Source organism: Nocardia sp. NPDC102475 (assembly GCF_055584605.1).
The window spans coordinates 62187-87374 of sequence record NZ_JBVJLS010000032.1 but is presented as its reverse complement, the minus strand read 5'-3'; the positions used below and the strand labels follow the sequence as shown (position 1 = coordinate 87374).

The following is a 25188-nucleotide window of genomic DNA, read 5'->3' as shown; positions in this document are numbered from 1 at the left end:
TTGATGGTTATCGTACCGGCTGTATCGTCTATTGAAGTTCGATCATCATCAAACTTACCTGATCGGGGTTCCGATGGCAGCGACAATGACGGTGGCGGCCGACCAGCAGACCTCTCAGCGCTGGGCCTATGCGCTGATTCTGGCGGCGAGTGGGGTGGCGCTCGGCGTCTCCGGGGTGCCCGCGCCGCTGTACGGCATGTACCAGAAGGAATGGCATTTCACGCCGCTCACGACGACCTTCGTCTTCGCGGTATACGCATTCGCGGCGCTGGTCGCGGTGCTGGTCTCCGGTCGCATCTCCGATGTGGTCGGTCGCAAGCCGGTGCTGCTCGGCGCAATCGCCACCATGATCATCGGGCTGGTGGTGTTCCTGTTGGCCGACAATGTCGCGATGCTGTTGGTTGCGCGGGCGCTGCACGGGCTGGCGGTCGGGTCGACGGTGGTCGCCGGGGCTGCGGCACTGCTGGATTTGCGGCCGAAGCACGGTGCGCGGTCCGGTCAGCTCAGTGGTGTTGCCTTCAATGTCGGTATGGCCGTGGCGATTCTGGGCTCGGCATTGCTGGCGCAGTACGCGCCGCACCCGTTGCGCATGCCGTATGTCGTCGTCACGATGGTGTGCCTGCTCATCGGCGTCGGTGTCATCGCCTTGCGGGAACCGCATACCGCTCGGATCGCCGGACGCATCACGATCGCGAAACCAGCTGTGCCGCAGGAGATTCGCGGTGACTTCTGGTTCTCCGCGCTGGGTGTCATGGCGGCCTGGTCGGTGCTCGGCGTGCTGCTGTCGCTGTATCCGTCGCTCGCCTCGGCGGAGACCGGCATCCACAATCTGGTCTTCGGTGGCGCGGTCGTCGCGTCGACCGCGGTGGCCGGTGCCACGGCTCAGCTCTTCGCGACCGGAATTCCGGCGCGGCGCGCGGCAATCGGCGGCGATACCGGCATGGCGGTGGCACTGGTGCTCACCGTGCCCGCATTGCACACCGGCAACTGGGTAGTGGTGCTGCTGGCCGGAGTATTACTCGGCGCGACCTTCGGACTCGGCTTCGGCGGTTCGCTACGGCATCTGTCCGAGGTTGTGCCGCAACACAAGCGCGGCGAGACCATGTCGGCGTACTATCTGCTCGCCTACACCGCCATGGCGCTGCCGACCATTCTCGCCGGCTGGGCGGCCACCGAATGGGGTCTGAGCGAGGTGTTCCCATGGTTCGTCGGTGCGGTCGCCTTCGCGTGCCTGGTGGCGGCGGGGCTCGGACTGCGCCGGAATCAGGAAGCGAAAACGCAAGGGGCGCAGGGGTAGCCGATTCGGCGTTACTCGTTTGGCGACTCCTGCGACAGACGCGCTTTGGTCCAGTCCGCCCACTCGCCGAGGGCCGAGGACAGCCGGATTCCGGCCTCGGCGGCGATGCGCAGCGAATCCGTCTGCGGGCTTCGACCGTATTCGCCGCGGTCTTTGGCGGCGGCGATCTTGCGGTAGTTCTCCGCGAGGCCGTGGTAGTAGGCGGCCTCGCGGTCGAGGTGCTCGGCTACCTGTTCGGGTGTCATCAGCCAGAAGAACACCGAACGCAGCAGCGGTTCCAATCGAATGGTGTGGTCTACCTCGGTCTCGGTCAGCCAGCGCCTGACCTCGGTCAGGCCCGCCTCGGTGATCCGGTAGTCCTTGCGTCCGCGCGGGCCCTCGGCGTCGACGGCGATGAATCCGTTCTCCTGCAATTTGCGCAGCTCGCTGTAGATCTGTGGATGCCCGGCGGGCCAAACCGAACCCAGCACCTCGTCGAATCGCTGGCTCAGATCCCAGCCGCTCGCCGGGTTTTCGGCGAGTAGTCCCAGCAGGGCATGCCTCAGCGACACGGTTGATCACCCGCATTATGTTCGTGTCGACATGTTCCTATTGACATGTCGATAGGCATCTGAGAGGCTTCCTTCGCATTCACCTGTTCAAAGTAACATGTTGATTCGAACATCTGGAGGAGCCGTGCCGAAACACGGTCAGGGCAATGTCTTCATTACCGGGTCCACCGGCGGCATCGGCGCCGCGGTCACCGATCTGCTGATCCAGCGGGCTACACCGTCTACGCGGGTGTGCACTCCACCGCACCCAGTCATGAGTTCGCCGAAATTCGCTCGGTGGCAATGGATGTCACCGATCCCGACAGTGTGGCCCGCGCAGCTGCCGCAGTCGCCGAGCAGGTCGGCTCCGAGGGGCTGCACGCGGTGATCAACAACGCCGGAATCATCGTGCAGGGGCCGCTCGAGCTGGTAACGCCCGATCGGCTGCGCCGCCAGTTCGACGTGAACACACTCGGCCCGGCCTACGTCTGCCGAGAGTTTCTGCCGCTGGTGCGTGCGGGCCGAGGCCGCATCGTCAATATCAGTGCGCCGACCGCGCGCCTCCCGATACCGTTCATGGCGCCCATTTCGGCCAGTAAGGCGGCTCTGGCCTCATGGTCGAATGCACTGCGGCTGGAACTGTCCGCCTGGAATATTCCGGTGGTTCTCGTTGAGCCGGGTGGCACCCGCACGGAGATCTTCGCCAAAGCGGAACTTGGTGCACAGCAAGCGTTCTCCGAGTCCGATCCGGAGCGCATCGCGCTCTACCGCAGCCAGCTCGACGCCGTGGCGGCGGCCGGTGAACGCATGCGACTCGGTCCGGTCGGTCCGGTCGCGCGAGCGGTGGTGCAGGCGGTGACGACGCGAAAGCCCAAGCGGCACTACGCCGCGGGAACCGGAGTCCGCACTTTCGCGCTGCTGGTCCACCTGCCAGTATCGCTGCGCGAACGCGTGATCTCCGCCGTCTACGGGCTGCGCTCGGCATCTCGTGTGGCGGGTGCGGCATGAGCGCATCGGGATCGCGAACCATCGTCTTCGTCGGGGCCACATCCGGAATGGGCAGGCATGCCGTGCGGCGGCTGGCGCGCGACGGACACCGGTTGATCCTCATCGGGCGTGACCCGCGCCGCACCGCCGAGTTGCGCGTCGAATTGCCGGATGCCACCGTGATCACCGCCGATGTCGCCACGGCGGCCGGAATCGACCGTGCCGCAGCCCAGATCATCCAGGTCACCGACACGGTGGACACGTTGGTGAACAACGCCGGAGTGATGGTGCCCGACCGAGAGGTCACCGCCGAGGGTATCGAGCTGAACTTCGCCGTGCACCACCTGGCGCCCTTCTCGATGACCGGCGTTCTCCTGTCGCTGTTGCAGCGCGGGGCCGGGCGAGTGGTGAATGTCAATTCCGAGGGCCATCGCGCGGCGCTGTTCCACTCGGGTGCAATAGATCTCGACTTCGCCGACCTCGGCAGCGAACGTCACTACGATCCGTTCATCGCCTATAGCCGCAGCAAACTGGCAAATCTGTTGTTCGGCTATGAATTGCAGCGTCGGCATCCCGAGTTGGCCATCCTCGCATTGCATCCTGGAATGGTTCGCTCCGATCTCGGACGGCAGTTTCCCCGCCTGCGGGTGGCGGCCATGCACGCCATTTCGCTTCCGACGGCCAAGGGGGCGGCGCCGATCATCGAACTGGCCATCAGCTCCGACATCGAAAGTGGTTCGTACTACAACAGATTCAACCCTGTCAGGTCGTCTCCACAGTCTTACGACGTGGCCACCGCGCGGCGGCTGTGGGAGGTGACCGAACAATTGCGCGGCCGGTTCGAACGGGAGCCGCGCGTGACCGAGCTACCGTGACCGCCGGATCGGCCGCCCCGCCGCGCATCATGAAGCGCAGTCGAAAAGGTAAGGGGCGCAGGGGTAGCTGATCCGTCCGGGGTAGTCGGCGAGCGACAATCCGGCTACCATGCGGGGATGCGATGGGGGCGGTTGGCCAACCGACTACACCGCGCGGCCCTGTTGTTCGCGGTGGCGGGTGTGGTTGTCGGTGGATTGGTGATTGCCGGGCTGACCTGGTGGTTGTTGTGGTGGCTCTTGGGTGCGAAGGCCGAGACGCCGAATCAGTTGGACCTCACCAAGATCGCGCTGTCGGTGGCCGCCGGGGTTGGCGGAGCGGTCGCGCTGGTGGTGGCGTATCGGCGGCAGCGGGATCTGGAGCGCGGGCGGTTCGCGGAGTTGTTCGGGGCGGCGGCGCGGCAGTTGGGGGATGCGGACCCGGCTGTTCGGATCGCCGGGGTGTATGCGATGGCGGGGGTAGCCGACGAGTTTTCGGCGCCGAGTCGCAGGCAGCAGTGCATCGATGTGCTGTGCGGGTATTTGCGGCTGCCCTATGACGCGGCCGGTGGATCCGACCATCTTGTCTCGCGGGCTGAATCGGCCGATGAGGCGGGCACCAAGATCGAACGGGTCTACCACTTCCGGCAGAATGATCGCGAGGTGCGCCGGACCATTGTCAAGGTGATCGCCGACCATCTGAAGCGGTCCGCGGACGTCTCCTGGTCGGCATGTGACTTCACCTTCAACGGTGCGGTCATCGAGAAGGCCGACTTCCGGTACGCCGTATTCGCGGGCAGGCATACGTCCTTCGCGCGCGCGGTGTTCAGCGACAAAACCATGTTCGAGCGGGCCCTGTTCGTGGGTCCGCACGTCACGTTCCGCGATGCGACCTTCCGGGACGGCGCGGTGTCGTTCGCCGGGGCGGAGTTCGGTTCGCATCGCGTCGAGAAGGCCGAATTGGCAGGATTCGGAACCACCTTCGCCGGTGTCACCTTCGAGGGCTCGGTGTCGTTCGAGGGCGTCGGCTTCATCGGTCCACGCACCACCTTCGCCGGAGCTCGCTTCGTCGGTTCTCGAACCTCGTTCCAGGACACGAAGTTCCGGGCCGAGCTGACCTCGTTCGAGCGTGCCGTCCTGGACGGCGAGCACGTTGCCTTCGACCGCGCCGAATTCACAAGCTCCCGTATCACATTCAAGTCCACGCAGTTCTACGCCACGCTTACCGCCTTCGACGAAGCGAAGATCGGCGCGCTGAATCGACTACGCAACAGAGGCACTCGCGAAACGAATTTCTCTCAGGCCGAATTCCATGGTGGTGTCAGGTTCCCGCAGGCGGCGCTCGGCGGACGCTCGGTCGACTTCACCGAGGGCGACTTCTTCGGCGATATCTCTTTCCTGGGCACGCGCTTCGTTGCCCAGGAAATCCACTTCGATCGACCGAAGGCCTGGGTGGGCACGCATTTCGACTGGGATGACGTGCCCACCCGCAAACCGACCAGCGTCAAACCGAATCCATGGCCGCCGACCGCCACAGCGTGACGGGGCGGGTTACGTCGGCCAACCACCGTAGGGGACGGTGATCAGTTCCATGAAGTGACCGCTGGGGTCGAGGAAATAGACGCCGCGACCGCCATCGTTGTGGTTGATCTCGTTGACGCCCTGTTGTCGGGGGTCGGCCCAATGCTCCAGTTTGTAGCGCTGGATCTTGGCGTAGGCCGCGTCGAACTCGGCCTCGGAGATCAGGAATGCGTAATGCTGGGGCTGGATTTCGGTGATGTGCGGTGGCACGTTCGCGAAGTCGAATGTGACTCCATTACCCGTCGGCAATGGTATGAACGGGCCCCACTCTTTTCCTAGTTCCAAACCCAGGATGTCCGACCAGAATTCGGCGGACACCCGATTGTCGCGACAGCCGACAATGGTGTGATTGAACTGGACAGAGGGCATCGCGGAGCGATTCCGTGAGGGGTGGTGGTCGGGTGACGGGTGGGCCAGGGGATTTCTCCTTGTGTCGTGACGGTCCCGACCCCGGGCTCGGTACAAGGCGGCCTACGGGAGCACCGTCACGGGCGTCGAGGTTAGCCAATCGCGCTCCATGGTGCCACCCCCGAGTGATGCGGGCCATGTTGGTCTGTCTGTGACGCTGCGCGGTAGCGTCGTGGAATGAAGATTCGAGGGGCGGTCCTGGAGCGGATCGCAGCGCCCACGCCGTTCGCCGAGTCGGCGCCGATCACCGTCTGTGAGCTGGATCTGGGGGAGCCGGGGGCGGGTGAGCTGCTGGTGCGGATCGAGGCCGCCGGGCTGTGTCATTCCGACCTGTCGGTGGTGGACGGAAACCGGGTGCGACCGGTGCCGATGCTGCTCGGGCACGAAGCGTCGGGCATCGTCGAAGCGATCGGGCCGGGTGGCAGTGATCTCGCGGTGGGGCAGCGCGTGGTGATGACATTCCTGCCGCGCTGCGGGGAGTGCGCGGGCTGTGCCAGTGACGGCCGCACGCCGTGTGGGCCGGGCAGCGTTGCCAACAATGCGGGTGAGCTATTGAGCGGTGGGCGGCGGCTGCACCGCGGGGGTGCGGAGGTGCATCATCACCTCGGCGTGTCCGCTTTCGCGACGCACGCCGTCGTGGATCGCCGATCGGTGGTTCCGGTCGATGCCGACGTCCCGCCGGAGGTTGCCGCGGTACTGGGCTGCGCGGTGCTCACCGGTGGTGGTGCGCTGCTCAACTCCGCGAAACCCGGTGCGGCAGATCGGATCATGGTCGTGGGGCTCGGCGGCGTCGGCATGGCGGCGGTGCTCGTCGCGGTGTCACTCGGCGCGCACGCGGTGATCGCCGTCGATACCGTGCCGGAAAAGCTTGCTCTCGCAAAGGAACTCGGCGCGAGCGCCGCATATACACCGGCCGAACTCGCGGAACAGGGCATCCAGGCGGAGATCGTGGTCGAGGCCGCGGGCAATGTCCGCGCCTTCGAAACCGCCATTGCCGCAACGGGACCCGGCGGTACAACCGTCACCGTCGGACTGCCTGCCCCCGATGCCCGTGCGAGCATTTCGCCCCTCGCATTGGTCGCGCAAGGCCGCACCATCATCGGCAGCTACCTGGGCTCGGCGGTGCCCTCCCGCGATATCCCGGAGTATGTTCGGATGTGGCGCGAGGGTCGGTTGCCCGTCGAGAAGCTGGTTTCCTCGCACGTCGGATTGGACGAAATCAACCGCGCCATGGATGAGCTCGCTGCCGGGCATGCGCTGCGGCAGGTCATTGTGTTCGATTAGCGCGGCGGTACTTCATCCTCTCGTGCGGTCTGTGCAGGGTTTTCAATTGCGCGGACCGGGGTGTTGGTCGAGTGCGTCGACGAATCGGCCGAGCAGGCGGGCGAATTCGGCGCGCTCACGGTCGGTCCAGTCCGCCATCGCGGCTGCCATGGCGCTTCGGCGGCCGTCGCGTGCCGCGGTTACGGCGGCGCGTCCGGCGGGGGCCAGTCGCAGGACGGCTCGCCTGCCGTCTTGCTGATCCGCCACCCGCTCCAGGAGGCCGGATGAAACCGCCTGGGCGACAAGGCGACTCGCACGTGGCTGATCGACGCCCAAGGCCGGGGCCAGGGTTCCGACGGTGTCCGCATTCGCGCCTGCTACCGCATCCAGCACCTGGAACACCGCGATCGGTATCGGCGAATCTTTGCCGAGTGCCCCGCGGGTCTGCCGGCGCCGGATCCGCACCATCGCCGCCTCGACGGCCGCGGTCACCGCATCGCGCTCTTCCATCGGGCCTACTTTCATGTCATATTACATGTAGTTGTAATTCTACATTCTTTGGAGGAACGATGGCAGCACCACGTCCGATCGGCTACTGGCTCAAGGAACTCGACCGCCGGATCGACGCCCGCTTCGAGGACGATCTCGCCGCGTCCGGTCTGACCCGCCGCCACTGGCAGATCCTCAACTCACTCGCCGAAGGCCCCCGCCACGCCGCCGACGTCCGTGACGGCCTCGCCCCCTTCTGGAACGACCCTTCGGAGTGGGGCATCCAACTCGCGCAGCTGGTGGATCGCGGTGACGTCAGCGACGATTCGGGCACCCTCGCCCTGACCGACACCGGCCGCACCACCCACCACCAAGCCTTCACCCTGATCGGCAAGCGCCGCCGCGCCATGCTCGACGGCATCACCGACGACCAGTACGTCGAGACCGTTCGCCTGCTGGAGCGGATGGCCGAGAATATGGTCGGCGCCTGAGCCGCGTGTCGCCGATCACCGGAGGTCAGCGGACCGGAAGGGGAGCGGGGTCGATAGGCTGGCGGGGTCGTTGGTGGAATTAGGAGGTGCGGTGACCATTCGGGTCGGAGTGCTCGGTGCGCGGGGGAAAGTCGGTCAGGCGATCTGTGCGGCGGTGCAGGCGGCCGACGATCTGGAGTTGGTCGCGACCGTCGACAAGGATGATTCGCTCGAGTCGTTCACCGAGTCGGGCACGCAGGTGGTCGTCGACTTCACCAATCCCGATGTGGTGATGGGGAATCTGAAGTTCCTGGTGGAACGCGGAATTCACGCGGTCGTCGGGACCACCGGATTCGATGAGGGGCGCCTGGACGAGGTGCGCGGCTGGTTGGCCGGGCGGCCGGAGACCGGTGTGCTCATCGCCCCGAACTTCGCCATCGGCGCCGTGCTGTCCATGCGGTTCGCCGAGCAGGCGGCGCGGTTCTTCGATTCGGTCGAGGTCATCGAACTGCATCACCCGAACAAGGTCGACGCGCCCTCGGGCACCGCATATCGCACCGCGGGCCTGATCGCCGCCGCACGGGACAAGGCCGGAGTCGGCCGCAGCCCCGACGCGACCACCCAGGAACTCGAGGGCGCGCGCGGTGCCGATGTCGACGGCGTGCGGGTGCATTCGGTGCGCCTGGCCGGACTCGTCGCACATCAGGAGGTGCTCTTCGGCACCCAGGGTGAAACCCTCACCATCCGCCACGATTCGATCGACCGCTCCTCCTTCGCCCCCGGCGTACTGCTCGGCGTCCGCGAGATCGCCGATCGCCCAGGCCTGACCGTCGGGCTCGACCCGTTCCTGGATCTGTGACACAGGAACCGGTCCAGCCGGAAGACCAGGGCTCGGACACCGACGCGCGCGGCACCGATGTCCGCAAGGTCGTCGCATTCATCGCGGCTCTGGTCGTCGTGCTCGGCTTCTACTTCGTGTTGCTCGGCCGCATCGCGCTCAGCCTCATCGCTTCCGGCGACCTCGCGGCCGTCGTCATCGGCATCGGTGTCCTGATCCTGCCGCTGCTCGGCGTCTGGATCGTCGTCGCCACCGTCCGCGCGGCCCTGGCGCACCAACACCTGGCCCGCCGCATCCACGACGAGGGCCTCGAACTCGACACCTCGAACCTCCCGCGCCGCCCGTCCGGCCGCATCGAACGAGCCGCCGCGGACGAACTCTTCAACAAGGTCAAACAGGAATGGGAGGCCGACCCTGACAACTGGCGCGTCTCCTACCGCCTGGCTCGCGCCTACGACTACGCCGGCGACCGCACCCGAGCCCGCGAAACCATGCGCCGCGCAGTAGCCCTGGAAAAACTGGACCACACCCCCTGACCCATCGCCGCATCGGGGCCACCCCGAATCCGGTCAGCCGATCACCATGCACTGGCGCACCCAAACCCAAGGAAGCCCCCGCCACCAGCGCATTCTCGTGGGCTTCGATGTCCTGTGCCGAGCGATTCCTCGCCCCTGTCGCCGACCCCGCGCGCGCCGAGCAAGCTAGAGCCTGGATGGATGATCACCATGTAGTGGTGCAGGCAAACGTCGAGAAGGCTGCGCCATCAGTGCATTGTCGTGGGCGCGATATGTGCGTCATGGGGATACGTCCGGATGTCGCCCGAATAGCTGGAATCGAAGGCGCTCGCGATTTGAGCCCTCGGGAACAGGCCCTCGAGCAAAAGAACCCCCACACAGATCAGTCCCCGGTAGTCTCCATCGAATTCATGAGTTTCAGTCGTCGCTGACAGCTCCGATATTCGACTGGCTTGCCGGGGGCCTGGCCAGATCCTCGAAAGTGTCTCCCATGCCTTTGGACGTCTCCGCCGACAGTTCGGCACTTCCGGTTTTCTGGTGTAAACCTTTATTTTCCTCCTATTTTGTCGCCAGTCAATAGCCGAGGGCCTTAAATCCGACTCGAGTTCAAGGCGGCAGTACGCTGCTGGATGTGCCACGGCTGCTGATCATTCATCACACTCCGTCACCGCATATGCAGGCGATGTTCGAGGCGGTGGTCTCGGGCGCGACGGATCCGGAGATCGAGGGGGTGGAGGTCGAGCGCAGGGCCGCGCTCGCGGTCACGGCGAGCGATGTGTTGGCGGCCGATGGTTATCTGCTCGGTAGCCCGGCGAATCTGGGCTACATGTCCGGCGCGCTCAAGCATGCGTTCGACACGTTCTACTACCCGTGCCTCGATTCGACGCGCGGTCGGCCGTTCGGCTTCTATCTGCACGGCAATGAAGGCACCGAGGGGGCCGAGCGGGGCGTGCGAAGCGTGACCACCGGACTCGGCTGGGAGCAGGTTGCCGCGCCGGTCATCGTGATGGGCGCGCCCGGCAAGGAGGAGATCCAGCAGTGCTGGGAACTCGGCGCGACCGTCGCGGCGCAGCTCATGGGGTAATGCGCGTCCCCCGAATTTTGGTGTCTGACCGGTATCCGGCGGATCCGGGCATACTACGAGGCGATGTTGTAGCGGCGGGGATGTGACGAGTTTGCTCGGGAACGGAGTATCGAGGTGATGTGGGCCGAAGGGGGCGAAACAGCGCCGCGCCGGATCGGGCTGGTCGAAGACCACGAATCGGTGGCTATCGGGCTTGCCGCGATGCTGGCGCCGGAACCCGATCTCGATCTGGTGCTGACGGCGGGTACCGTACCGGAGCTGCTTGCGGCGGCGGCGAACAGCGCCCCGCTGGACCTGGTCGTGCTCGATCTGCGACTGGCCGACGGATCCTCGCCCGAAGGCAACGTGCGCGCTCTGCGTAACCGCGGCGTCGAGGTTCTGGTATTCACCGGCGCGGATAACGCGTTCCTGGTGCGCGCCGCGGCGAAGGCCGGTGTGCTCGGCGTGGTGCGCAAATCCGAGGATGTGCCGACGGTGGTCGCGGCGGTGCGCCGCGCGGCCTCGGGTGAGCTGGTGGTGACCACCGACTGGGCCGCTGCCATCGACGGCGATCCGCAACTGTCCGATGTCGGTCTGAGCCCGCGCCAGGAAGAGGTACTCACCCTCTACGCCTCCGGTGAGAAGGCCTCCCGCGTCGCGCGGCTGACGGGTCTGTCCGAACAGACCGTCAACGATTATCTGGGGCGCATCCGGCAGAAGTACGCCGACGCGGGTCGTCCGGCTCCCACCAAGACCGACCTCTACAAGCGGGCGGTAGAGGACGGATGGCTACCGGTTCCCGAGCGGCATCCCCGCGGATGACCGCGTCCAGCGCGCTGGACACCTCGATAACCACTGCGACCTCTGCCGACCCGTTCCGGGCGAGTCGGTGGCGCCGTGGGCGGACCGCGGTGTCCAGGGAGAAGATTATCGAAGCGGCCTCGGATCGCATTCTGCGCCGGATGGGCCTGGCCGTCGGAATCGCCGGTGTGATCGTCGCGATCGTCGAATTACCCGACATCGCCGACCAGGCCAAATTCGTCTCCGGCCCATGGGCGAGCCTGGTGGTCGGCGTGGCGCTCGGCTGGTTCCCGGTGCTCGCCGTCGTCTCGTTCACCATGGGCCGCAGGGCGATTCGCGTGGTGGCCGGTGCGGCCGCGCTGAGTTATCTTGCGGCGCTTACGACCATGCCGTTCATCTATGCCGTGCCGTTGACCGACACCACATCGGTATGGATGTATCGGGTGATCGCGCTCGGCGTGCTGGCGGCCGTACTGGCCTGGCGTCCGGCGCTGGCAACCTGCTATCTCCTGGTCGGCGCTGCTACCGCGGCAGTGGCGAACCGGTATGTGCTGCCCGATGCGACGGTCTGGTCGCTGATCGGCGATTTCGCCAGGGCCGCCGGCCTGTGCGCACTGTTCCTGTGGTGCTGCGTCTACGCACTCGCGGCGGCCGCGCGGGTGGACCGGGAATCGGTGATCGCGAGCCGCCGCGCGGCCGCCGTGGCAGGTGCCGCGGCACGCGATCGCGAGCGCGCCCGCTTCGCCGCATTGATCCACGACGCCGTGCTGTCGACCCTGCTCGACGCCTCGCGGGCGGGTGCCGAATCGCCGGTGCTGCGCGGTCAGGCCGAACGCACGCTGGAACAACTCGACGAATGTCGCGGCACCAATACCGAACCCGACCGACTGGACGCGCAATCGGCGATCGGCTTCCTGCGCTCGGCTATCCATGAGGTGAATCCGGGCATCCGATTCACCGCGCGCCGCTGGGCCGGACTCGATGACCTGCGCCTACCGGTGCACGCGGCGGGCACCATTGCCGCCGCCCTGGCCGAGGCGGCGCGAAATAGTCTGCGCCACGCCACCGTTGCGGGCCGCACCGTGCAGCGCACCGTCACGGTGACGATCAGTGCGGGCGGTATCCGTGTCGTATTCCGCGATAACGGCGCGGGTTTCGATCTGGACCGGGTGCCCGCCGATCGGCTCGGCGTCTCGGTCAGCATCCTCGGCCGGATGCGTCAGCTGGCCGGCGGCGCCGGATTCGTGGAATCCCAACCGGGGGAGGGGACCACGGTGACCTTGGTCTGGGGTGGCGATGGCTGATACCGATAACGAATTCGGCCTACGCGATCTGCTCGGGCTGCGGGACCGGTCGGCCTGGCTCTTCCTGGTCATCTTCGAGGCCACGATCCTGCTGTACATGGTCCGCAATTTCGCCGAATCGCCGCTGCTGCTGGCCGCCACCGCGCTGGTTTTGGTGGCCGGTGCCGGAGTGCTGGTCCTGGTGATCCCGGTCGATCCGCTGCCGCTGCCCGCCGCCATCGCGGTGGCCGCGGCCGGTCCGATCGCGGCGGCGTTGACCACCGTGAGTATCGACCACGGCATGTCCAAGCAGGTCTGGACCGCATTCGCTTCGTCCTATGTGCTCGCGGTGCTGGTGGTCCGCGGCCGGTTGGGTGCGGCGTGGTGCGGTGTCGCGGGCATCGCGGCGGTGATCGCGGTGGTCGCCGCGACGAACGGCCTGCGGGTGGTGGTCGGATCCATCGTGCCGATCGCCACGGTTGCCGGCGTCTCGATCGGCGCGGCGGTCATGCGGCCGATGCAGCGCTCGCTGCGGCTGCTGCGCGAGGAGGCCACCATGCGCGCGGCCGCCGAGGCGACCATGGCCGCGCAGAACGGCGAACGGGATCGGCAGCTGGCCCGGCTCGACAAGGTGGCCCGGCCGATTCTGGAACGCATCGCCGACGGCGCCGAACTCACCGCGGGCGAACGCGAAGAGTGCAGGCTGCTGGAGGCCGAACTCCGGGACGGTCTGCGCGCACCGCAATTGGTGACCGACGAATTGAGCAGTGCCGCCCGCGGCGCACGTTCGCGCGGGGTCGAGGTGGTGCTGCTCGACGATGGTGGATTCGCCGGGGTGCCGAAATGGGTGCGCCAGCAGGTGATCGAATCGGCGACCCGGGAATTGGATGCGGCCAATGCCGGTTCGGTGACTGTTCGGGTATTGCCGATGGGCCGACGGGTACTGGCCACGGTCCTGGCGAACGCACCGGAGCGGGATCGGCGCACCGAGATCGATACCGCGGGCGAGGTCTCGGTCTCGACGTAACCTGTCGTACCCCCATGGCATTGTCGTGATCATGCGGACGATGAGTGCGGTCGCGGCGCGTCGGACGGCGCTGGCCGCGCAGGGTTTCGGGCGGCGGAAACCGGCCGCGCCGACCCGGCGGACGATTCTCGATGTGCTCGGCAGAACCCAACTGCTGCAACTGGATTCGGTATCGGCGGTGGTGCGCGCGCACTATGCGCCGGTCTTCAGCCGGATCGGCGGTTACGACCGAACGGTGCTCGACGATGCCGCCTGGAGCAATGGTGTGCGCCGCCCGCGGCGGCTGGTCGAATACTGGGCGCACGAGGCCGCACTGATCCCGGTCGAGGACTGGCCGCTCATGCGCTGGCGGATGCGGAAATACGAACACGGGCGCTGGAGCGGCATGCGCCGGGTGACCGAACGCAATCCCACCCTCGGCAAGGGCATTCTCGACGTCATCACCGAGGTCGGCGCTGCCACCGCCGGTGAGGTGGAGCGCCACCTCGAGCTGGACAAGCCGCGCCCGAAGGGCTCGTGGTGGAATCTCAGCGACACCAAGATGATCTGCGAGGCGCTGTTCGCGGCAGGTGCACTCTCGGTCGACAAGCGGGTCGGGTTCACCCGCCACTACGACTTGGCCGAGCGAGTGATCCCGCCGGAGATCTTGGCGCGCAATGTATCCGAGGCCGAGGCGGTACGGGAATTGGTGCTGCGCGCGGCCACCGCACTCGGCGTCGCGACCGAGACCGACCTGCGCGACTACTACCGCCTGCATCGCTCACAAACCGAACCGGCCATCGCGGAGTTGGTCGATGCGGGAGAGTTGGAACCGGTCGAGGTGGCGAGCTGGGGTAAACCCGCCTATCTGCGCGCCGGTGCCTCGACACCGCGCCGAATCGAGGGCGCGGCCTTGCTGTGCCCTTTCGATCCGCTCATCTTCTTCCGGACCCGCACCGAGCGGATCTTCGACTTCCACTACCGAATCGAGATCTACACGCCGGAACCCAAACGGGTGCACGGGTATTACGTATTTCCGTTCCTCCTGAACGGAGAACTCGTGGGACGCGTCGACCTACGTGCCGAGCGGGCGTCGAGCAGGCTGCTGGTGCCGGGTGCCTTCGCCGAACCGGGCCACAGTAGTCCGGAGACGGCGCGGGCACTCACCGACGCACTGCGTGAGATGGCCGACTGGCTCGAACTCGACGAGGTGGTGATCGGCGATCGCGGCGATCTCGCGCCGCTGTTGTGAACATGCCCGGGCGTGTCCGCGAGCGAGTAACCACAGGTAACCGTTGAGCGCGTCATCGTGGGCGGCTGGAAACCGGTGCTCCGGCGTGCGGCGACAGTCCAGGCTGAACGCCTGTCGGTCCGCGATCGAATCAGCCACCGGGCCCGCTTGCAATAGTTGGCGGTACCCGAAGTGTATCCAAGTCAGATGTCGCGCTTGGGTCCGTATCCGCGCATCTGGTCGCGCAGTGCACCGCTGACAGCATTCGACAGCCACGAGTTCAGCGAAACCCCGCTGGCCGCAGCGGCTTCCTCGGCCTTGGCCTTCAATTGCTCGACCATCCGCAGGGTGACTCGGCTGATATCGCCGGTCATCTCCTCGATCGTCGGATGCTCGTTTTCCGTCGCCGGATTCTTTCGGACGTCGACGGTGGCGTCGGTGCCGTCCACCGAGACGTGAACCGTGCGGTCGCCGAGCTCTGCGCTGACCTCCGCGGCGAGGTCCGATAGCGCCGCGAGCAGCGCCAATCGTGCCGAACTCTCGGTCGCAGCGGCCAGGGCGGCGGCGGTAGCCTGGGTCTTTTCGTCGCCGAGCGCGGCGGCCGCGATAAGGTCCTCGCGTAGCTGTGCGGTGTATTTGTTCAAATCCATGACATCATTGTGACGCCATTCATGGCATCATTCAAGGGCGGATTTGACATCAAGATCGGGTACTGCGAGGTGAATCACTCGCCGGGGCAGGCCGTTCGGCGATGAGGGTGTCGAGGCTGTTCCCGGGAGCGGGTAGCCTTTCTGACCATGACGAACGGTGAATCGACGCCTACGGAGCTGCGCGCGTCCGGCACGGTAGGTGTCGCGATGGTGACTCCCTTCGGTGCCGACGGCAAGCTCAATGTCGATGCCGGAGTCGCGCTCGCGGCCCGCCTGGTCGACCGCGGCGTCGATTTGCTGGCGATTTCCGGTACCACCGGGGAATCGCCGACCACCACCGAATCGGAGAAGGCGGATCTGCTGCGCGCCGTCGTCGATGCCGTCGGCGCTCGCGCCACTGTGATCGCGGGCGCGGGCACCTATGACACCGCGCATTCGATCGAACTCGCCCGCAATGCCCAGCGTGCGGGCGCGCACGGCCTGCTCGTGGTGACCCCGTACTACTCCCGGCCCACCCAGGACGGCCTGATCGCGCATTTCACCGCCGTCGCAGATGCCACCGATCTGCCGGTCACCCTGTACGACATTCCGCCGCGCTCGGTGGTTCCCATTGCCAGCGACACTATTCGCAAACTCGCCGAACATCCGCGCATCGTCGCGGTCAAGGATGCCAAGGGCGATCTGAACGCGGGCGCGGATCTCATCGCGAATACCGATCTGGCCTTCTACTCCGGTGACGACGCGCTGAACTTGCCGTGGCTGTCGGTCGGCGCAACCGGATTCATCAGTGTCATCGGACATCTCGTGCCCGAGCGGCTGCGCGCCTTGCTTGAGGCCTACACCGCGGGTGACGTGGTGCGCGCTCGCGAGATCAATGTGGGCATGCTGCCGTTGAACGCCGCGATGTCGCGACTTGGTGGCGTCGCGATGAGCAAGGGCGGGTTGCGTCTGCTCGGTGTGGATGCCGGCGAGCCGCGCCTGCCGCAATTGATGCCGACCACCGAACAACTCGATGTCCTCGCCGCCGACCTCCGGCTGGCAGGGGTGCTTTCATGAGGAGTGAGCGAATCAGAATCACCGCATTGTCAGACATGATCGAACCGACCAGTAGTGAGGTGCAGTCATGACTGAAGCAGCAGGTCGTCGCCCCCGCCGGACCGCGACCCGGCGGGCGGGCGCACCAGAACCCGCCCCGCAGCGTCCACCGGCCAGCACCGAAAAGTCCGATCGGACGGCGCAATCCGACGTCGGCGATCTAGCGCAGTCCGACACCGCGTCCAAGCAGGCCGCACCAGAGCAGGCCCCCGCGAAAAAGGCCGCGCTGAAGGCCCCGGCCGAGCAGCCCCGCAGACCGGCTCGCGGCCGTCAGCAGCGCGGTCGCGGACGTGGTGAGCAACCGGTGTCGGCTCCTGTCGAGCGGGCGTTAGCCGACCGGCTCGGTGCCCCGCCGAAGCTGCCCAAGAATGGTCTGCGTGTCTTCGCCCTGGGCGGCATCGGCGAAATCGGCCGCAATATGACCGTTTTCGAATACGGCGGCAAACTGCTCATCGTCGACTGTGGCGTGCTGTTCCCGGAGGATCAGCAGCCCGGCGTCGACCTGATCCTGCCCGACTTCCGGCCCATCGAGGACCGGATGGACGATGTCGAAGCCATCGTGCTCACCCACGGCCACGAGGACCACATCGGCGCGGTGCCGTTCCTGCTGCGCCTGCGGGCCGATATCCCGGTCGTCGGTTCGAAATTCACCCTCGCGCTGGTGGCCGCGAAATGCCGCGAGCACCGGCAGCGTCCCAAGCTCGTCGAGGTGATCGAGGGCCAGCACACCACGCACGGCCCGTTCGGCTGCGAGTACTTCGCGGTCAACCACTCGATTCCCGATGCCATTGCCGTCGCCATCCGTACGCCCGCCGGTGTCGTGCTGCACACCGGGGATATCAAACTCGATCAGCTGCCCCTGGACGGTCGACTCACCGACCTGGCCGGTTTCTCCCGCCTCGGCGACGAGGGCGTCGACCTGTTCCTGGTGGACTCCACCAATGCCGAGGTGCCGGGCTTCGTCACGCCGGAACGCGAAATCGGCGGCGTTCTGGATACGGTGATCGGCAAGGCCAGGCACCGGGTGATCGTCGCCTCGTTCGCCAGCCATGTGCATCGCATCCAGCAGGTGGTCGATGTTGCTCAGAAGTACGGGCGGCGAGTGTGTTTCGTCGGTCGCTCGATGGTGCGCAATATGGAGATCGCGCAGGAACTGGGCTATCTGACGGTGCCCGACGGTGTGGTCGTCGATCTCGATGTCGCCGCGACCCTGCCGGGCGATCGGCTGGTGCTCATCTCGACCGGCTCGCAGGGCGAACCGCTGTCGGCGCTGTCGCGGATGGCGCGCGGTGAACATCGCCAGATCAATATCCGCGCCGACGATCTAGTGGTGCTGGCCTCCTCGCTGATTCCGGGCAATGAGAATTCGGTATTCGCGGTGGTGAACGGACTGTCCCGGCTCGGCGCCACGGTGATCACTCAGCAGAATGCGAAGGTGCACGTCTCCGGACACGCGTCCGCGGGCGAATTGCTGTACCTGTACAACGCGGTGCGGCCCACCAATGCCATGCCGGTGCACGGCGAATGGCGGCATCTGCGCGCCAATGCCGCACTGGCCGTGGCGACCGGTGTGGCGGAGGATCGGGTGGTGCTCGCCGAGGACGGCGTGGTGGTGGACCTGGTCGACGGGATCGCCTCGATCGTGGGGCGCGTGCCGGTCGGACATGTGTATGTCGACGGACTCTCGGTCGGTGATGTCGGTGAATCGACGCTCTCGGATCGGCTGGTCCTCGGTGAGGGCGGGTTCATCTCGATCACCCTCGCGGTCGACTCGACCACCGGTAAGGCTGTCAGCACGCCCGAGATCAGCGGACGCGGGTTCTCCGATGATCCGACCGCACTCGTCGATGCCGCGGAACTCGTCGAGGCCGAACTGTTGCGACTGGCCGGTGAGGGCGTCACTGAGACCCACCGCATCGCACAGAGTGTGCGGCGGGTGGTCGGCCGCTGGGTGGCCGAGACCTACCGTCGCCGCCCGATGATCGTGCCGACGGTCATTGGCGTCTGACACCCACGTCCGTCGGAGTCGGACTGCCGCGCCGACTCCGCATCCGATATGTTCGGCAGATGAGCATGGCGCAACGGGAACGTCGGGCACTGGTGGACACGATGTCCGCGGTGGGGCCGGACGCGCCCACGCTGTGCGGCAGCTGGACGGTGCGAGATCTGGCCGCGCACTTGGTAGTTCGGGAACGCCGCCCGGACGCGTCGCCGGGCATCATGCTGAAACCGTTCGCCGGATATCTGGCGTCGGTGCAGGCCAAGGCGGCGCGGCGGCCATTCCCGGACCTGCTCGCCGATGTGCGCTCCGGCCCGCCGTGGTGGTCGCCGCTCAAACCGCTCGATGCCGTCGTCAATCTGACCGAGATGTTCGTCCATCACGAGGATGTGCGCCGCGGCGAACCCGGCTGGGAGCCGCGTGACCTCTCCGCGGCCGAGGAGGACCAGCTGTGGTCGGCGCTGCGGCGCATGGGCCGGATGGCCTATCGCAAAGCGCCGGTCACCGTCGAACTGGCCACCCCCGACGGCAGGCGGGCCGTGGTGCATACGAAGTCCGCGACGGCGCAGGTGATACTGACCGGCAAGCCCTCAGAACTGCTGCTGCACGCCTTCGGCCGCGATGAGGTCCGGATCGAAACCGCGGGTGATCCGGCGGATGTGCGGGCTGTCCTCGAGGCGGATCGCTCGTTGTGATCAGGGCCGACACGCCAAGAGCGACCGATTTTCGCGACGACTGATTTCGTACGCACATGGGTACTCATCGGGAACGCCCAAAAGCTGCCTAGCTCTTTACTTCCGGCCCGGTCAGGTACTCCAGTGGCACTCACGACCGGCAAAATACCCGGGGAGGCGGGGGAGCGACGTGGGATACCTGTGTGGTTGATGGTCTGGATGGGGCGTTTGCGACTAGCCTGAGTCCATGGCAGGTAAGTCCCGCAGCTCCACGACCACTCGTGCGCGGGCGGGATCGGCCCGGGGGAGGACCACGGCGGCATCTCGTTCGGGCCAGGCTCGCAACACCGCTCAACGTCGCTCGCCCGCGCCGCGTGCTCGCACCACACCGGCGCGCCGCCCGGTCCGCCGCAGGTCCGACACCGCACCGCTCGCGGTGATCAGCCGCGGCATCAGTAGCGGCTGGAATATGCTCGCGCGCGGACTCGGCGCCACCACCAGGGCCGTGAGCCGGGCGGGCGAAATCGAACACGGGCATCGTCGCGACGGCATCGCGCTGGCCCTCATCGCCCTCAGCGCGGTGATCGCGGCCGCGGTATGGCTCTCGGCGGGCGGGCCGATCGGACACTGGGTCGAGGAGGCGATTCGTGCGGTCTCCGGGTCGGCATCGGCCGGATTGCCGTTCGTGGCCACCGGAATCGCCATTGTCCTGATGCGGACCGAGGCACGTCCGGAGATCCGGCCGCGGCTGGTACTCGGCGGATTGCTGATCGGATTGCCGGTACTGGGCCTGTGGCATATCGCCGCCGGATCGCCGACCGATGCGCACGGGCGTTCGCGCGCTGCGGGTTTCGTCGGATTCGTGGTCGGCGGACCGCTCACCAACGGGCTCACCGCCTGGCTTTCGGTGCCGATTCTGTTGCTGGCCATCATTTTCGGTGTGCTGCTGGTAACCGGAACCACTGTTCGCGAAGTACCGCAGCGGTTGCGCGAGTACTTCGGCACCGGCAGCGGCGGGGACGAATACGGCGACTACGACGGCGAATCCGATTTCGATCCGGCCAATTACGATGCCGACGGATTCCCGCTGCATCGCAATACCAAGTCGAAGCGGCGTGGTCGTACCCCCGAGGAGAACTACCCGCCCGACGAATTCGGCGGCTCCGATGCGGTCACCGAGGTCATGGGCGAACCGCCACTGCGCGATGCGAAACCGATGGCGACCGAGGCGGCGCCCGAAGAAAAGCCCAAGCCGAAGAAGCGCGTCCCGGTCAAGGTCGAGGACCAGACCCCACCGCCGCCGAAGCAGCTGGAGTTCATCAACGACCGCGAGGTCGAGGGCGACTACACCCTCCCGCCGCTGACGCTGCTCACCGATGGCGATCCGCCCAAGAAGCGCAGTGCCGCCAATGAATCGATGATCGAGGCGATCACCGAGGTGCTGGTGCAGTTCAAGATCGACGCGGCGGTCACCGGTTTCGTGCGCGGTCCCACGGTCACCCGCTACGAGGTGGAACTCGGGCCCGGTGTGAAGGTCGAGAAGATCACCGCGCTGGCCCGCAATATCGCCTATGCCGTTGCCACCGAGAATGTTCGGCTGCTGGCCCCGATTCCGGGTAAGTCCGCCGTCGGTATCGAGGTGCCCAACTCCGATCGCGAACTGGTGCGCCTGGCCGATGTGCTCAAGGCCCCCTCGACCCGAAATGACCACCACCCATTGGTGATCGGGCTCGGCAAGAATATCGAGGGCGATTTCGTCTCGGCGAATCTCGCGAAAATGCCGCATCTGCTGGTCGCCGGTTCGACCGGTTCCGGTAAGTCGAGCTTCGTGAACTCGATGCTGGTATCGCTGCTGGCGCGCTCGACTCCGGACGAGGTCCGGATGATCCTCATCGACCCCAAGATGGTGGAACTCACGCCGTACGAGGGCATTCCGCACCTCATCACCCCCATCATCACCCAGCCGAAGAAGGCCGCCGCCGCGCTGGCCTGGCTGGTGGAGGAGATGGAACAGCGCTACCAGGACATGCAGGCCAATAAGGTGCGCCACATCGACGACTTCAACAAGAAGGTCAAGTCGGGTGCCATTACCGCGCCGCTGGGCAGTGAACGGGTCTATCGGCCCTATCCGTACATTCTCGCCATCGTCGACGAGCTCGCCGACCTCATGATGACCGCGCCGCGCGATGTCGAAGACGCGATCGTGCGCATCACCCAAAAGGCCCGCGCCGCAGGCATTCACTTGGTACTCGCGACCCAGCGTCCTTCGGTGGACGTGGTCACCGGTCTGATCAAGACCAATGTGCCGTCCCGATTGGCCTTCGCCACTTCGTCACTGACGGATTCACGAGTCATCCTGGATCAGCCCGGCGCGGAGAAGCTGATCGGTATGGGTGACGGACTGTTCCTGCCGATGGGCGCGAACAAGCCGACCCGGCTGCAGGGCGCGTTCATCTCCGATGAGGAGATCCACGGGGTCGTCGACTTCACCAAGAACCAGGCCGAACCCGAGTACCAGGAGGGCGTCACCGCCGCCAAGGCCGGTGAGAAGAAGGATGTCGATCCCGATATCGGCGACGATCTGGATGTCTTCATCCAGGCCGTGGAACTGGTCGTCACTTCACAATTCGGCTCGACCTCCATGCTGCAGCGCAAGCTGCGCGTCGGCTTCGCCAAGGCCGGTCGCCTGATGGATCTGATGGAAACCCGCGGTGTCGTCGGCCCCAGTGAGGGGTCGAAGGCGCGCGATGTGCTCATCAAGCCCGACGAGCTCGAGGGGCTGCTGTGGACGATCCGCGGCGGCGGGGACACGGAGCCGGGTACCGGAGAAGAGTGAAAATGCTTCGGCGGCAACTATTCTCACCGTCGGTGGGGCGTGGTGTCGTCGGTACAGTGGCGCGACGTGGTGATCTGCGGAATCAAAGTGTCGCACGACGGCGGTGTCGCGATTGTCGAGGACGACCGGTTGGTGTTCAGCATCGAGATGGAGAAGCTGGACAACGGACTCCGGTACAGCCCGCTGGGTGATCTCGACCGGGTCGTCGAGATCTTGCGGTCGGAGGGGGTGCGGCCCGCCGATGTCGACAGGTTCGTCGTCGATGGCTGGTTCGCGAATGGTGCAGTGCCGGATACGGATTCGACGGAGCCCACGACCATTGCGACGCTATCCGGTGGTCGTCCGATCGAACTCGCGGTCGCGCCGTATCAGGATCGGCCGGGACGCACGGTTCCGCTCGCGCGGCATCGCTTCCAAGGGCACGGATTCGGTTCCGCCGCTGCGGAATACGTCAGCTATCACCACGTGGACCAGCACATCATGGGTGGCTACTGCACGAGTCCGTTCGCCGAGCGCGGGGAGGATGCGCTCGTGCTGGTCTGGGACGGCGGCACTGTCGCGCGGGTTTACCACGTCGCGGCGGCGGCTCGAAAGGTCCGCTCGGTCGCGGTCGTGCTGCCGATCGTCGGTAACAGTTTCACGTACTTCAGCGCGCATTTCGAGCCGTTCATTCCGAATGTCGAGGGTGGGTCGCGGGATCGGATTCTGCGTCAGCACCTGGCCATTCCAGGTAAGGCCATGGCCTATGCCGGGCTCGGCACCGTGACGGAGTCGGTGTATCCGGTGTTCGACGAGATCATCGCGGCCGCCGAACCTCGGGCATCGCAGGATGCGGCCCGGCTGGTCGGGGCGAAGGTGGCGGCCGATCGGGGCGAGCTGCTTCCCGGATTGTCCGAGGCCGATCTCATCGCCACCTTTCAGGCCTATCTGGGGGACCGGTTGGTGCGCGGACTGAATTCACTTGTGCGCCAGTATCCTTCGTTGCCATCGAAGCTGGTGGTGACCGGAGGATGCGCGCTGAATATCAAGTGGAACTCGCTGCTGCGGGCGCAGGGGATTGTCGAGGAGATCTGGATTCCGCCGTTTCCCAACGACTCCGGTGCGGCCATCGGCGCCGCGTGCTGTGAAATGTTCCGGAAGGGGCGCGGTCCGGCATTGCGGTGGGACGTGTACTCCGGTCCGCGGGTCGGTGTCTGTGGTGTGCCGGACAACTGGCGCAGGCGGCCCTGTAACGAGTCGGGAGTGGCCGAGTTGCTGCATCGGGAAGGTGATCCGGTGGTGGTGCTGTCGGGTCGTGCGGAGATCGGTCCGCGGGCCCTGGGCAATCGCAGCATCCTCGCTCCCGCAACGGATCCGGCGATGAAGGATCTTCTCAATGACATCAAGAACCGGGCCGCCTATCGGCCGGTCGCGCCGGTGTGTCTGACCGAGCGGGCAGCGGAGGTCTTCCAGCCCGGCGGTCGCGATCCGTACATGCTCTTCGAGCACCGCACCCGTCCGGAGTGGACCGATCGCATTCCCGCCGTGCTGCATGTGGACGGTACTGCCCGGCTGCAGACCATCGATGCCTCGGCCAATAGTGCGACCGCGCGGATTCTGGCATCGTACGAGGCCATCAGTGGCATACCGGTGTTGTGCAATACGAGCGCGAATTTGGAAGGGCGCGGATTCTTTCCGGATGTGGCCGCCGCGGCCCGATGGGCCGGCACTCGATACATCTGGTCCGAAGGATATCTCTACACGAATCAGACCTTCGGGCGATGACCGGCACAGCCCGGCCGGGATCTCCGGCCGGGCTGCGCTCGGGTCAGCAGCGGTTCGACGGAACCTGCGGCATGTCGACCTGTCCTTGCGATGCGAACATCGCGGCGATCATATTCAACAGTGCGTCCACGGAACTACCTCCTCTCGGTTGTCGTTCGACCCGGACCCGACCGGAGCCGGGCATGCCCGAACGGCTCGGGTTCGTGGCGGTGTGGTGCCTACTTGTCGAGATCGACCAATTTGCAGACACACAGGGTCACGGTGTGCGCGAGAATGCCGCCGAAGTAGCTCTTGCAGAACTCCGCGTAGCCGATCGGGTCGCACTGGTGCGCGTGCCAGGCCGAGTCGACCTCGAGGTCGTCGGGCAGGTAGTTGCCCTGCATGCCGCTGGCCCGGAAACGCTCCAGCGACCGCTGATAGCGGGTGACCCGGTCCTTGATCTGCGCTTCGGTCAGCGCCGTGGAGCCCGGCCAGAACAGGTGGCCCCAGCGCAGATTCTCCTCGAGGTGCGTGGTGTCGAATTCGGCAGGGGGGACATCGATTTCGGTCGACACCGGGACGGTCGTAGTCGTCATAGCCTGGTTCCTCGATTCGCTGAGAACTCACCATGTCGGCCAACAAGGCTCCAGAAGTGCTGGAGAACTACGAGTTTCGGCAACGGCCCGAACAGTGTCAACGATCACACCATCCCCATCCTTGGGGGTCGTTGAAGTCGAAACTAGTTGTGCTGCAAAAGGTTTGCTTTATACAGTCAGAGATCGGCGGGGAAGTCGTAGTGGTTGGGCACCGCCGGAGTCATCGCGTAGGTGCCGACTACCAGCGCGACTTCGTCGTGTGGCGCAAAGCGATACGAACCCGGATCCCCGGGGAACCGGGTGCCGTTGATATAGAGCTGGACGGTCTCGACGGGTGTGAGGTGAATCGGGCCGACCTGGTCGCCGGTGAGCGGCTGGCCCCACTGGGTGAAGAACTGCCCGAGGGTGAAGGGGATGTCCTCCTCCGACTCGAGGTGCACGATCCCGGTCCCGTCATGGGTGTGCATGGGCGAACCCATTCGCCTGGCGTCGTCGATACCGACCAGGGCCGGAACGACGACCGGCTGTCCGTACACGATGACATCGAGATGCGCGTGATAGTGGTACGTCGTCGACATCGTGCTCAGCAGCGGCAGACCCGCGGCGTGCACGGCGGCGGCGGTATCCGTCGGCAGGTCCCACCTCGGTTGCAGCAATGCCGAACCGGACGGCGGCGCAGCCACTGCGGTGGCGCCGACCGGACCGGCCAGCGTGACCAGTGCGGCGACGAGAAGTGAAGAGGCAATTCGCATTTCACGACACTATGCACGAGCGGACACTGGACCCGTGCGTCATTCCCATCGGTGACGATGCGGTGCGGTGGTAGCTCATCGTGGAGTCGAACCACGCGGCAGGGCCTTATGAGAGCCCCGGGGCGAACCTGCATGAGCCTCGGTCGGTGTGCGCTGGAGTGCCAGGATTCGAAGAACCTGAATCGGCGGAGTCAAAGTCCGTCATGCTAGCCGTTTACACCACACTCCAT

At 66.0% G+C, this 25188-nt stretch carries 24 protein-coding genes, 1 tRNA gene and 1 pseudogene; 18 read left to right on the top strand and 8 right to left on the bottom strand.

The window, feature by feature from the left end; translation table 11 throughout:
- Positions 1-61 precede the first annotated feature (61 nt).
- Entirely contained in the window at positions 62-1297 is a 1236-nt protein-coding gene (locus ACZ60G_RS38700; RefSeq protein ID WP_465816889.1) for an MFS transporter, read from the top strand.
- Between the two features lie 11 nt (positions 1298-1308).
- On the opposite strand, the gene ACZ60G_RS38695 is transcribed toward ACZ60G_RS38700, so the two are convergent.
- Positions 1309-1848 (bottom strand): helix-turn-helix transcriptional regulator, encoded by a 540-nt coding sequence (locus ACZ60G_RS38695; RefSeq protein WP_465816875.1) that lies wholly within the window; start codon positions 1846-1848, stop codon positions 1309-1311.
- 282 nt (positions 1849-2130) lie between these two features.
- Between ACZ60G_RS38695 and ACZ60G_RS38690 the strand changes: the two genes are divergently transcribed.
- The 3 genes from ACZ60G_RS38690 to ACZ60G_RS38680 all read left to right on the top strand — a co-directional run bounded on the left by ACZ60G_RS38690 (position 2131) and on the right by ACZ60G_RS38680 (position 5207).
- Positions 2131-2835, top strand: a complete 705-nt coding sequence (locus tag ACZ60G_RS38690) for an SDR family NAD(P)-dependent oxidoreductase (protein WP_465816887.1) — start codon at positions 2131-2133, stop codon at positions 2833-2835.
- Positions 2832-3689 carry an SDR family NAD(P)-dependent oxidoreductase gene (locus tag ACZ60G_RS38685; protein ID WP_465816873.1) on the top strand — a complete coding sequence of 286 codons (858 nt, stop codon included), beginning with the start codon at positions 2832-2834 and terminating at the stop codon, positions 3687-3689. Before ACZ60G_RS38690 ends, ACZ60G_RS38685 begins: the two co-directional genes overlap by 4 nt.
- Before the next feature lie 117 nt (positions 3690-3806).
- Complete coding sequence (locus ACZ60G_RS38680; protein WP_465816871.1) at positions 3807-5207, top strand: pentapeptide repeat-containing protein; 1401 nt, start codon at positions 3807-3809, stop codon at positions 5205-5207.
- 9 nt (positions 5208-5216) lie between these two features.
- Here the strand turns inward: ACZ60G_RS38680 and ACZ60G_RS38675 are convergent, their stop codons facing one another.
- Positions 5217-5615, bottom strand: a complete 399-nt coding sequence (locus tag ACZ60G_RS38675; RefSeq protein ID WP_465816869.1) for a VOC family protein — start codon at positions 5613-5615, stop codon at positions 5217-5219.
- A 216-nt stretch (positions 5616-5831) separates the two neighbouring features.
- Here ACZ60G_RS38675 and ACZ60G_RS38670 point away from each other — a divergent pair, with 216 nt between their 5' ends.
- Complete coding sequence (locus ACZ60G_RS38670; protein WP_465816867.1) at positions 5832-6938, top strand: zinc-binding dehydrogenase; 1107 nt, start codon at positions 5832-5834, stop codon at positions 6936-6938.
- Positions 6939-6980: 42 nt separating this feature from the next.
- Here the strand turns inward: ACZ60G_RS38670 and ACZ60G_RS38665 are convergent, their stop codons facing one another.
- Complete coding sequence (locus ACZ60G_RS38665) at positions 6981-7427, bottom strand: MarR family winged helix-turn-helix transcriptional regulator (protein WP_465816865.1); 447 nt, start codon at positions 7425-7427, stop codon at positions 6981-6983.
- 59 nt (positions 7428-7486) lie between these two features.
- Here ACZ60G_RS38665 and ACZ60G_RS38660 point away from each other — a divergent pair, with 59 nt between their 5' ends.
- From ACZ60G_RS38660 to ACZ60G_RS38625, 8 genes are all read left to right on the top strand, one after another.
- The gene (locus ACZ60G_RS38660) at positions 7487-7897 is read left to right on the top strand and encodes a MarR family winged helix-turn-helix transcriptional regulator (RefSeq protein ID WP_465816863.1); all 411 of its coding nucleotides are present in this window, start codon (positions 7487-7489) and stop codon (positions 7895-7897) included.
- Positions 7898-7988: 91 nt separating this feature from the next.
- The gene (gene dapB, locus ACZ60G_RS38655) at positions 7989-8735 is read left to right on the top strand and encodes a 4-hydroxy-tetrahydrodipicolinate reductase (RefSeq protein WP_465816861.1); all 747 of its coding nucleotides are present in this window, start codon (positions 7989-7991) and stop codon (positions 8733-8735) included.
- Positions 8732-9250: a hypothetical protein gene (locus ACZ60G_RS38650; protein ID WP_465816860.1), complete on the top strand. Its 519-nt coding sequence runs from the start codon at positions 8732-8734 to the stop codon at positions 9248-9250. The genes dapB and ACZ60G_RS38650 overlap by 4 nt, the downstream gene beginning before the upstream one ends.
- 610 nt (positions 9251-9860) lie before the next feature.
- Positions 9861-10313 carry a flavodoxin family protein gene (locus ACZ60G_RS38645; protein WP_157124579.1) on the top strand — a complete coding sequence of 151 codons (453 nt, stop codon included), beginning with the start codon at positions 9861-9863 and terminating at the stop codon, positions 10311-10313.
- 117 nt (positions 10314-10430) lie between these two features.
- Positions 10431-11114, top strand: coding sequence for a response regulator transcription factor (locus tag ACZ60G_RS38640; RefSeq protein ID WP_465816885.1), 684 nt, complete (start codon positions 10431-10433; stop codon positions 11112-11114).
- 89 nt (positions 11115-11203) lie between these two features.
- On the top strand, positions 11204-12397 hold the full coding sequence (locus ACZ60G_RS38635) for an ATP-binding protein (RefSeq protein WP_465816859.1): 1194 nt from the start codon (positions 11204-11206) through the stop codon (positions 12395-12397).
- Positions 12390-13403, top strand: a complete 1014-nt coding sequence (locus ACZ60G_RS38630) for a hypothetical protein (protein WP_465816857.1) — start codon at positions 12390-12392, stop codon at positions 13401-13403. Before ACZ60G_RS38635 ends, ACZ60G_RS38630 begins: the two co-directional genes overlap by 8 nt.
- Before the next feature lie 31 nt (positions 13404-13434).
- Entirely contained in the window at positions 13435-14634 is a 1200-nt protein-coding gene (locus ACZ60G_RS38625; protein WP_465816855.1) for a winged helix-turn-helix domain-containing protein, read from the top strand.
- Between the two features lie 51 nt (positions 14635-14685).
- Here the strand turns inward: ACZ60G_RS38625 and ACZ60G_RS38620 are convergent.
- Both ACZ60G_RS38620 and ACZ60G_RS38615 read right to left on the bottom strand, forming a co-directional pair.
- Positions 14686-14772: pseudogene (locus ACZ60G_RS38620) on the bottom strand (hypothetical protein); the annotation flags it as partial.
- Between the two features lie 44 nt (positions 14773-14816).
- Positions 14817-15263 (bottom strand): toxin-antitoxin system HicB family antitoxin, encoded by a 447-nt coding sequence (locus tag ACZ60G_RS38615; protein WP_465816854.1) that lies wholly within the window; start codon positions 15261-15263, stop codon positions 14817-14819.
- 147 nt (positions 15264-15410) lie between these two features.
- Between ACZ60G_RS38615 and dapA the strand changes: the two genes are divergently transcribed.
- The 5 genes from dapA to ACZ60G_RS38590 all read left to right on the top strand — a co-directional run bounded on the left by dapA (position 15411) and on the right by ACZ60G_RS38590 (position 23631).
- Positions 15411-16319 carry a 4-hydroxy-tetrahydrodipicolinate synthase gene (dapA, locus tag ACZ60G_RS38610; protein WP_465816852.1) on the top strand — a complete coding sequence of 303 codons (909 nt, stop codon included), beginning with the start codon at positions 15411-15413 and terminating at the stop codon, positions 16317-16319.
- A 67-nt stretch (positions 16320-16386) separates the two neighbouring features.
- Entirely contained in the window at positions 16387-18366 is a 1980-nt protein-coding gene (locus tag ACZ60G_RS38605; RefSeq protein WP_465816850.1) for a ribonuclease J, read from the top strand.
- 59 nt (positions 18367-18425) lie between these two features.
- The gene (locus ACZ60G_RS38600; RefSeq protein ID WP_465816849.1) at positions 18426-19052 is read left to right on the top strand and encodes a TIGR03085 family metal-binding protein; all 627 of its coding nucleotides are present in this window, start codon (positions 18426-18428) and stop codon (positions 19050-19052) included.
- Positions 19053-19278: 226 nt separating this feature from the next.
- A complete protein-coding gene (locus ACZ60G_RS38595; protein ID WP_465816848.1) occupies positions 19279-21867 on the top strand; it encodes a DNA translocase FtsK in 2589 nt (862 codons plus the stop codon).
- A gap of 42 nt (positions 21868-21909) precedes the next feature.
- Positions 21910-23631, top strand: coding sequence for a carbamoyltransferase N-terminal domain-containing protein (locus tag ACZ60G_RS38590; RefSeq protein ID WP_465816847.1), 1722 nt, complete (start codon positions 21910-21912; stop codon positions 23629-23631).
- A gap of 218 nt (positions 23632-23849) precedes the next feature.
- Here ACZ60G_RS38590 and ACZ60G_RS38585 read toward each other — a convergent pair whose 3' ends face one another.
- The 3 genes from ACZ60G_RS38585 to ACZ60G_RS38575 form a co-directional block, all read right to left on the bottom strand.
- The gene (locus tag ACZ60G_RS38585) at positions 23850-24206 is read right to left on the bottom strand and encodes a hypothetical protein (protein WP_465816845.1); all 357 of its coding nucleotides are present in this window, start codon (positions 24204-24206) and stop codon (positions 23850-23852) included.
- Between the two features lie 176 nt (positions 24207-24382).
- A complete protein-coding gene (locus ACZ60G_RS38580; RefSeq protein ID WP_465816844.1) occupies positions 24383-24958 on the bottom strand; it encodes a hypothetical protein in 576 nt (191 codons plus the stop codon).
- A gap of 153 nt (positions 24959-25111) precedes the next feature.
- Positions 25112-25187, bottom strand: a tRNA-Gln gene (locus ACZ60G_RS38575).
- Position 25188: the final 1 nt, after the last annotated feature.

Excerpts from the sequence above, each read along its gene's own strand:
- ACZ60G_RS38690 (WP_465816887.1), top strand. The coding sequence starts at position 2,131 with ATGGATGTCACCGATCCCGACAGTGTGGCCCGCGCAGCTGCCGCAGTC.
- ACZ60G_RS38685 (WP_465816873.1), top strand. The coding sequence starts at position 2,832 with ATGAGCGCATCGGGATCGCGAACCATCGTCTTCGTCGGGGCCACATCC.
- ACZ60G_RS38680 (WP_465816871.1), top strand. The coding sequence starts at position 3,807 with ATGCGATGGGGGCGGTTGGCCAACCGACTACACCGCGCGGCCCTGTTG.
- ACZ60G_RS38675 (WP_465816869.1), bottom strand. The coding sequence starts at position 5,615 with ATGCCCTCTGTCCAGTTCAATCACACCATTGTCGGCTGTCGCGACAAT.
- ACZ60G_RS38670 (WP_465816867.1), top strand. The coding sequence starts at position 5,832 with ATGAAGATTCGAGGGGCGGTCCTGGAGCGGATCGCAGCGCCCACGCCG.
- ACZ60G_RS38665 (WP_465816865.1), bottom strand. The coding sequence starts at position 7,427 with ATGGAAGAGCGCGATGCGGTGACCGCGGCCGTCGAGGCGGCGATGGTG.
- ACZ60G_RS38660 (WP_465816863.1), top strand. The coding sequence starts at position 7,487 with ATGGCAGCACCACGTCCGATCGGCTACTGGCTCAAGGAACTCGACCGC.
- ACZ60G_RS38640 (WP_465816885.1), top strand. The coding sequence starts at position 10,431 with ATGTGGGCCGAAGGGGGCGAAACAGCGCCGCGCCGGATCGGGCTGGTC.
- ACZ60G_RS38630 (WP_465816857.1), top strand. The coding sequence starts at position 12,390 with ATGGCTGATACCGATAACGAATTCGGCCTACGCGATCTGCTCGGGCTG.
- ACZ60G_RS38625 (WP_465816855.1), top strand. The coding sequence starts at position 13,435 with ATGCGGACGATGAGTGCGGTCGCGGCGCGTCGGACGGCGCTGGCCGCG.
- ACZ60G_RS38615 (WP_465816854.1), bottom strand. The coding sequence starts at position 15,263 with ATGGATTTGAACAAATACACCGCACAGCTACGCGAGGACCTTATCGCG.
- dapA (WP_465816852.1), top strand. The coding sequence starts at position 15,411 with ATGACGAACGGTGAATCGACGCCTACGGAGCTGCGCGCGTCCGGCACG.
- ACZ60G_RS38605 (WP_465816850.1), top strand. The coding sequence starts at position 16,387 with ATGACTGAAGCAGCAGGTCGTCGCCCCCGCCGGACCGCGACCCGGCGG.
- ACZ60G_RS38600 (WP_465816849.1), top strand. The coding sequence starts at position 18,426 with ATGAGCATGGCGCAACGGGAACGTCGGGCACTGGTGGACACGATGTCC.
- ACZ60G_RS38595 (WP_465816848.1), top strand. The coding sequence starts at position 19,279 with ATGGCAGGTAAGTCCCGCAGCTCCACGACCACTCGTGCGCGGGCGGGA.
- ACZ60G_RS38585 (WP_465816845.1), bottom strand. The coding sequence starts at position 24,206 with ATGACGACTACGACCGTCCCGGTGTCGACCGAAATCGATGTCCCCCCT.
- ACZ60G_RS38580 (WP_465816844.1), bottom strand. The coding sequence starts at position 24,958 with ATGCGAATTGCCTCTTCACTTCTCGTCGCCGCACTGGTCACGCTGGCC.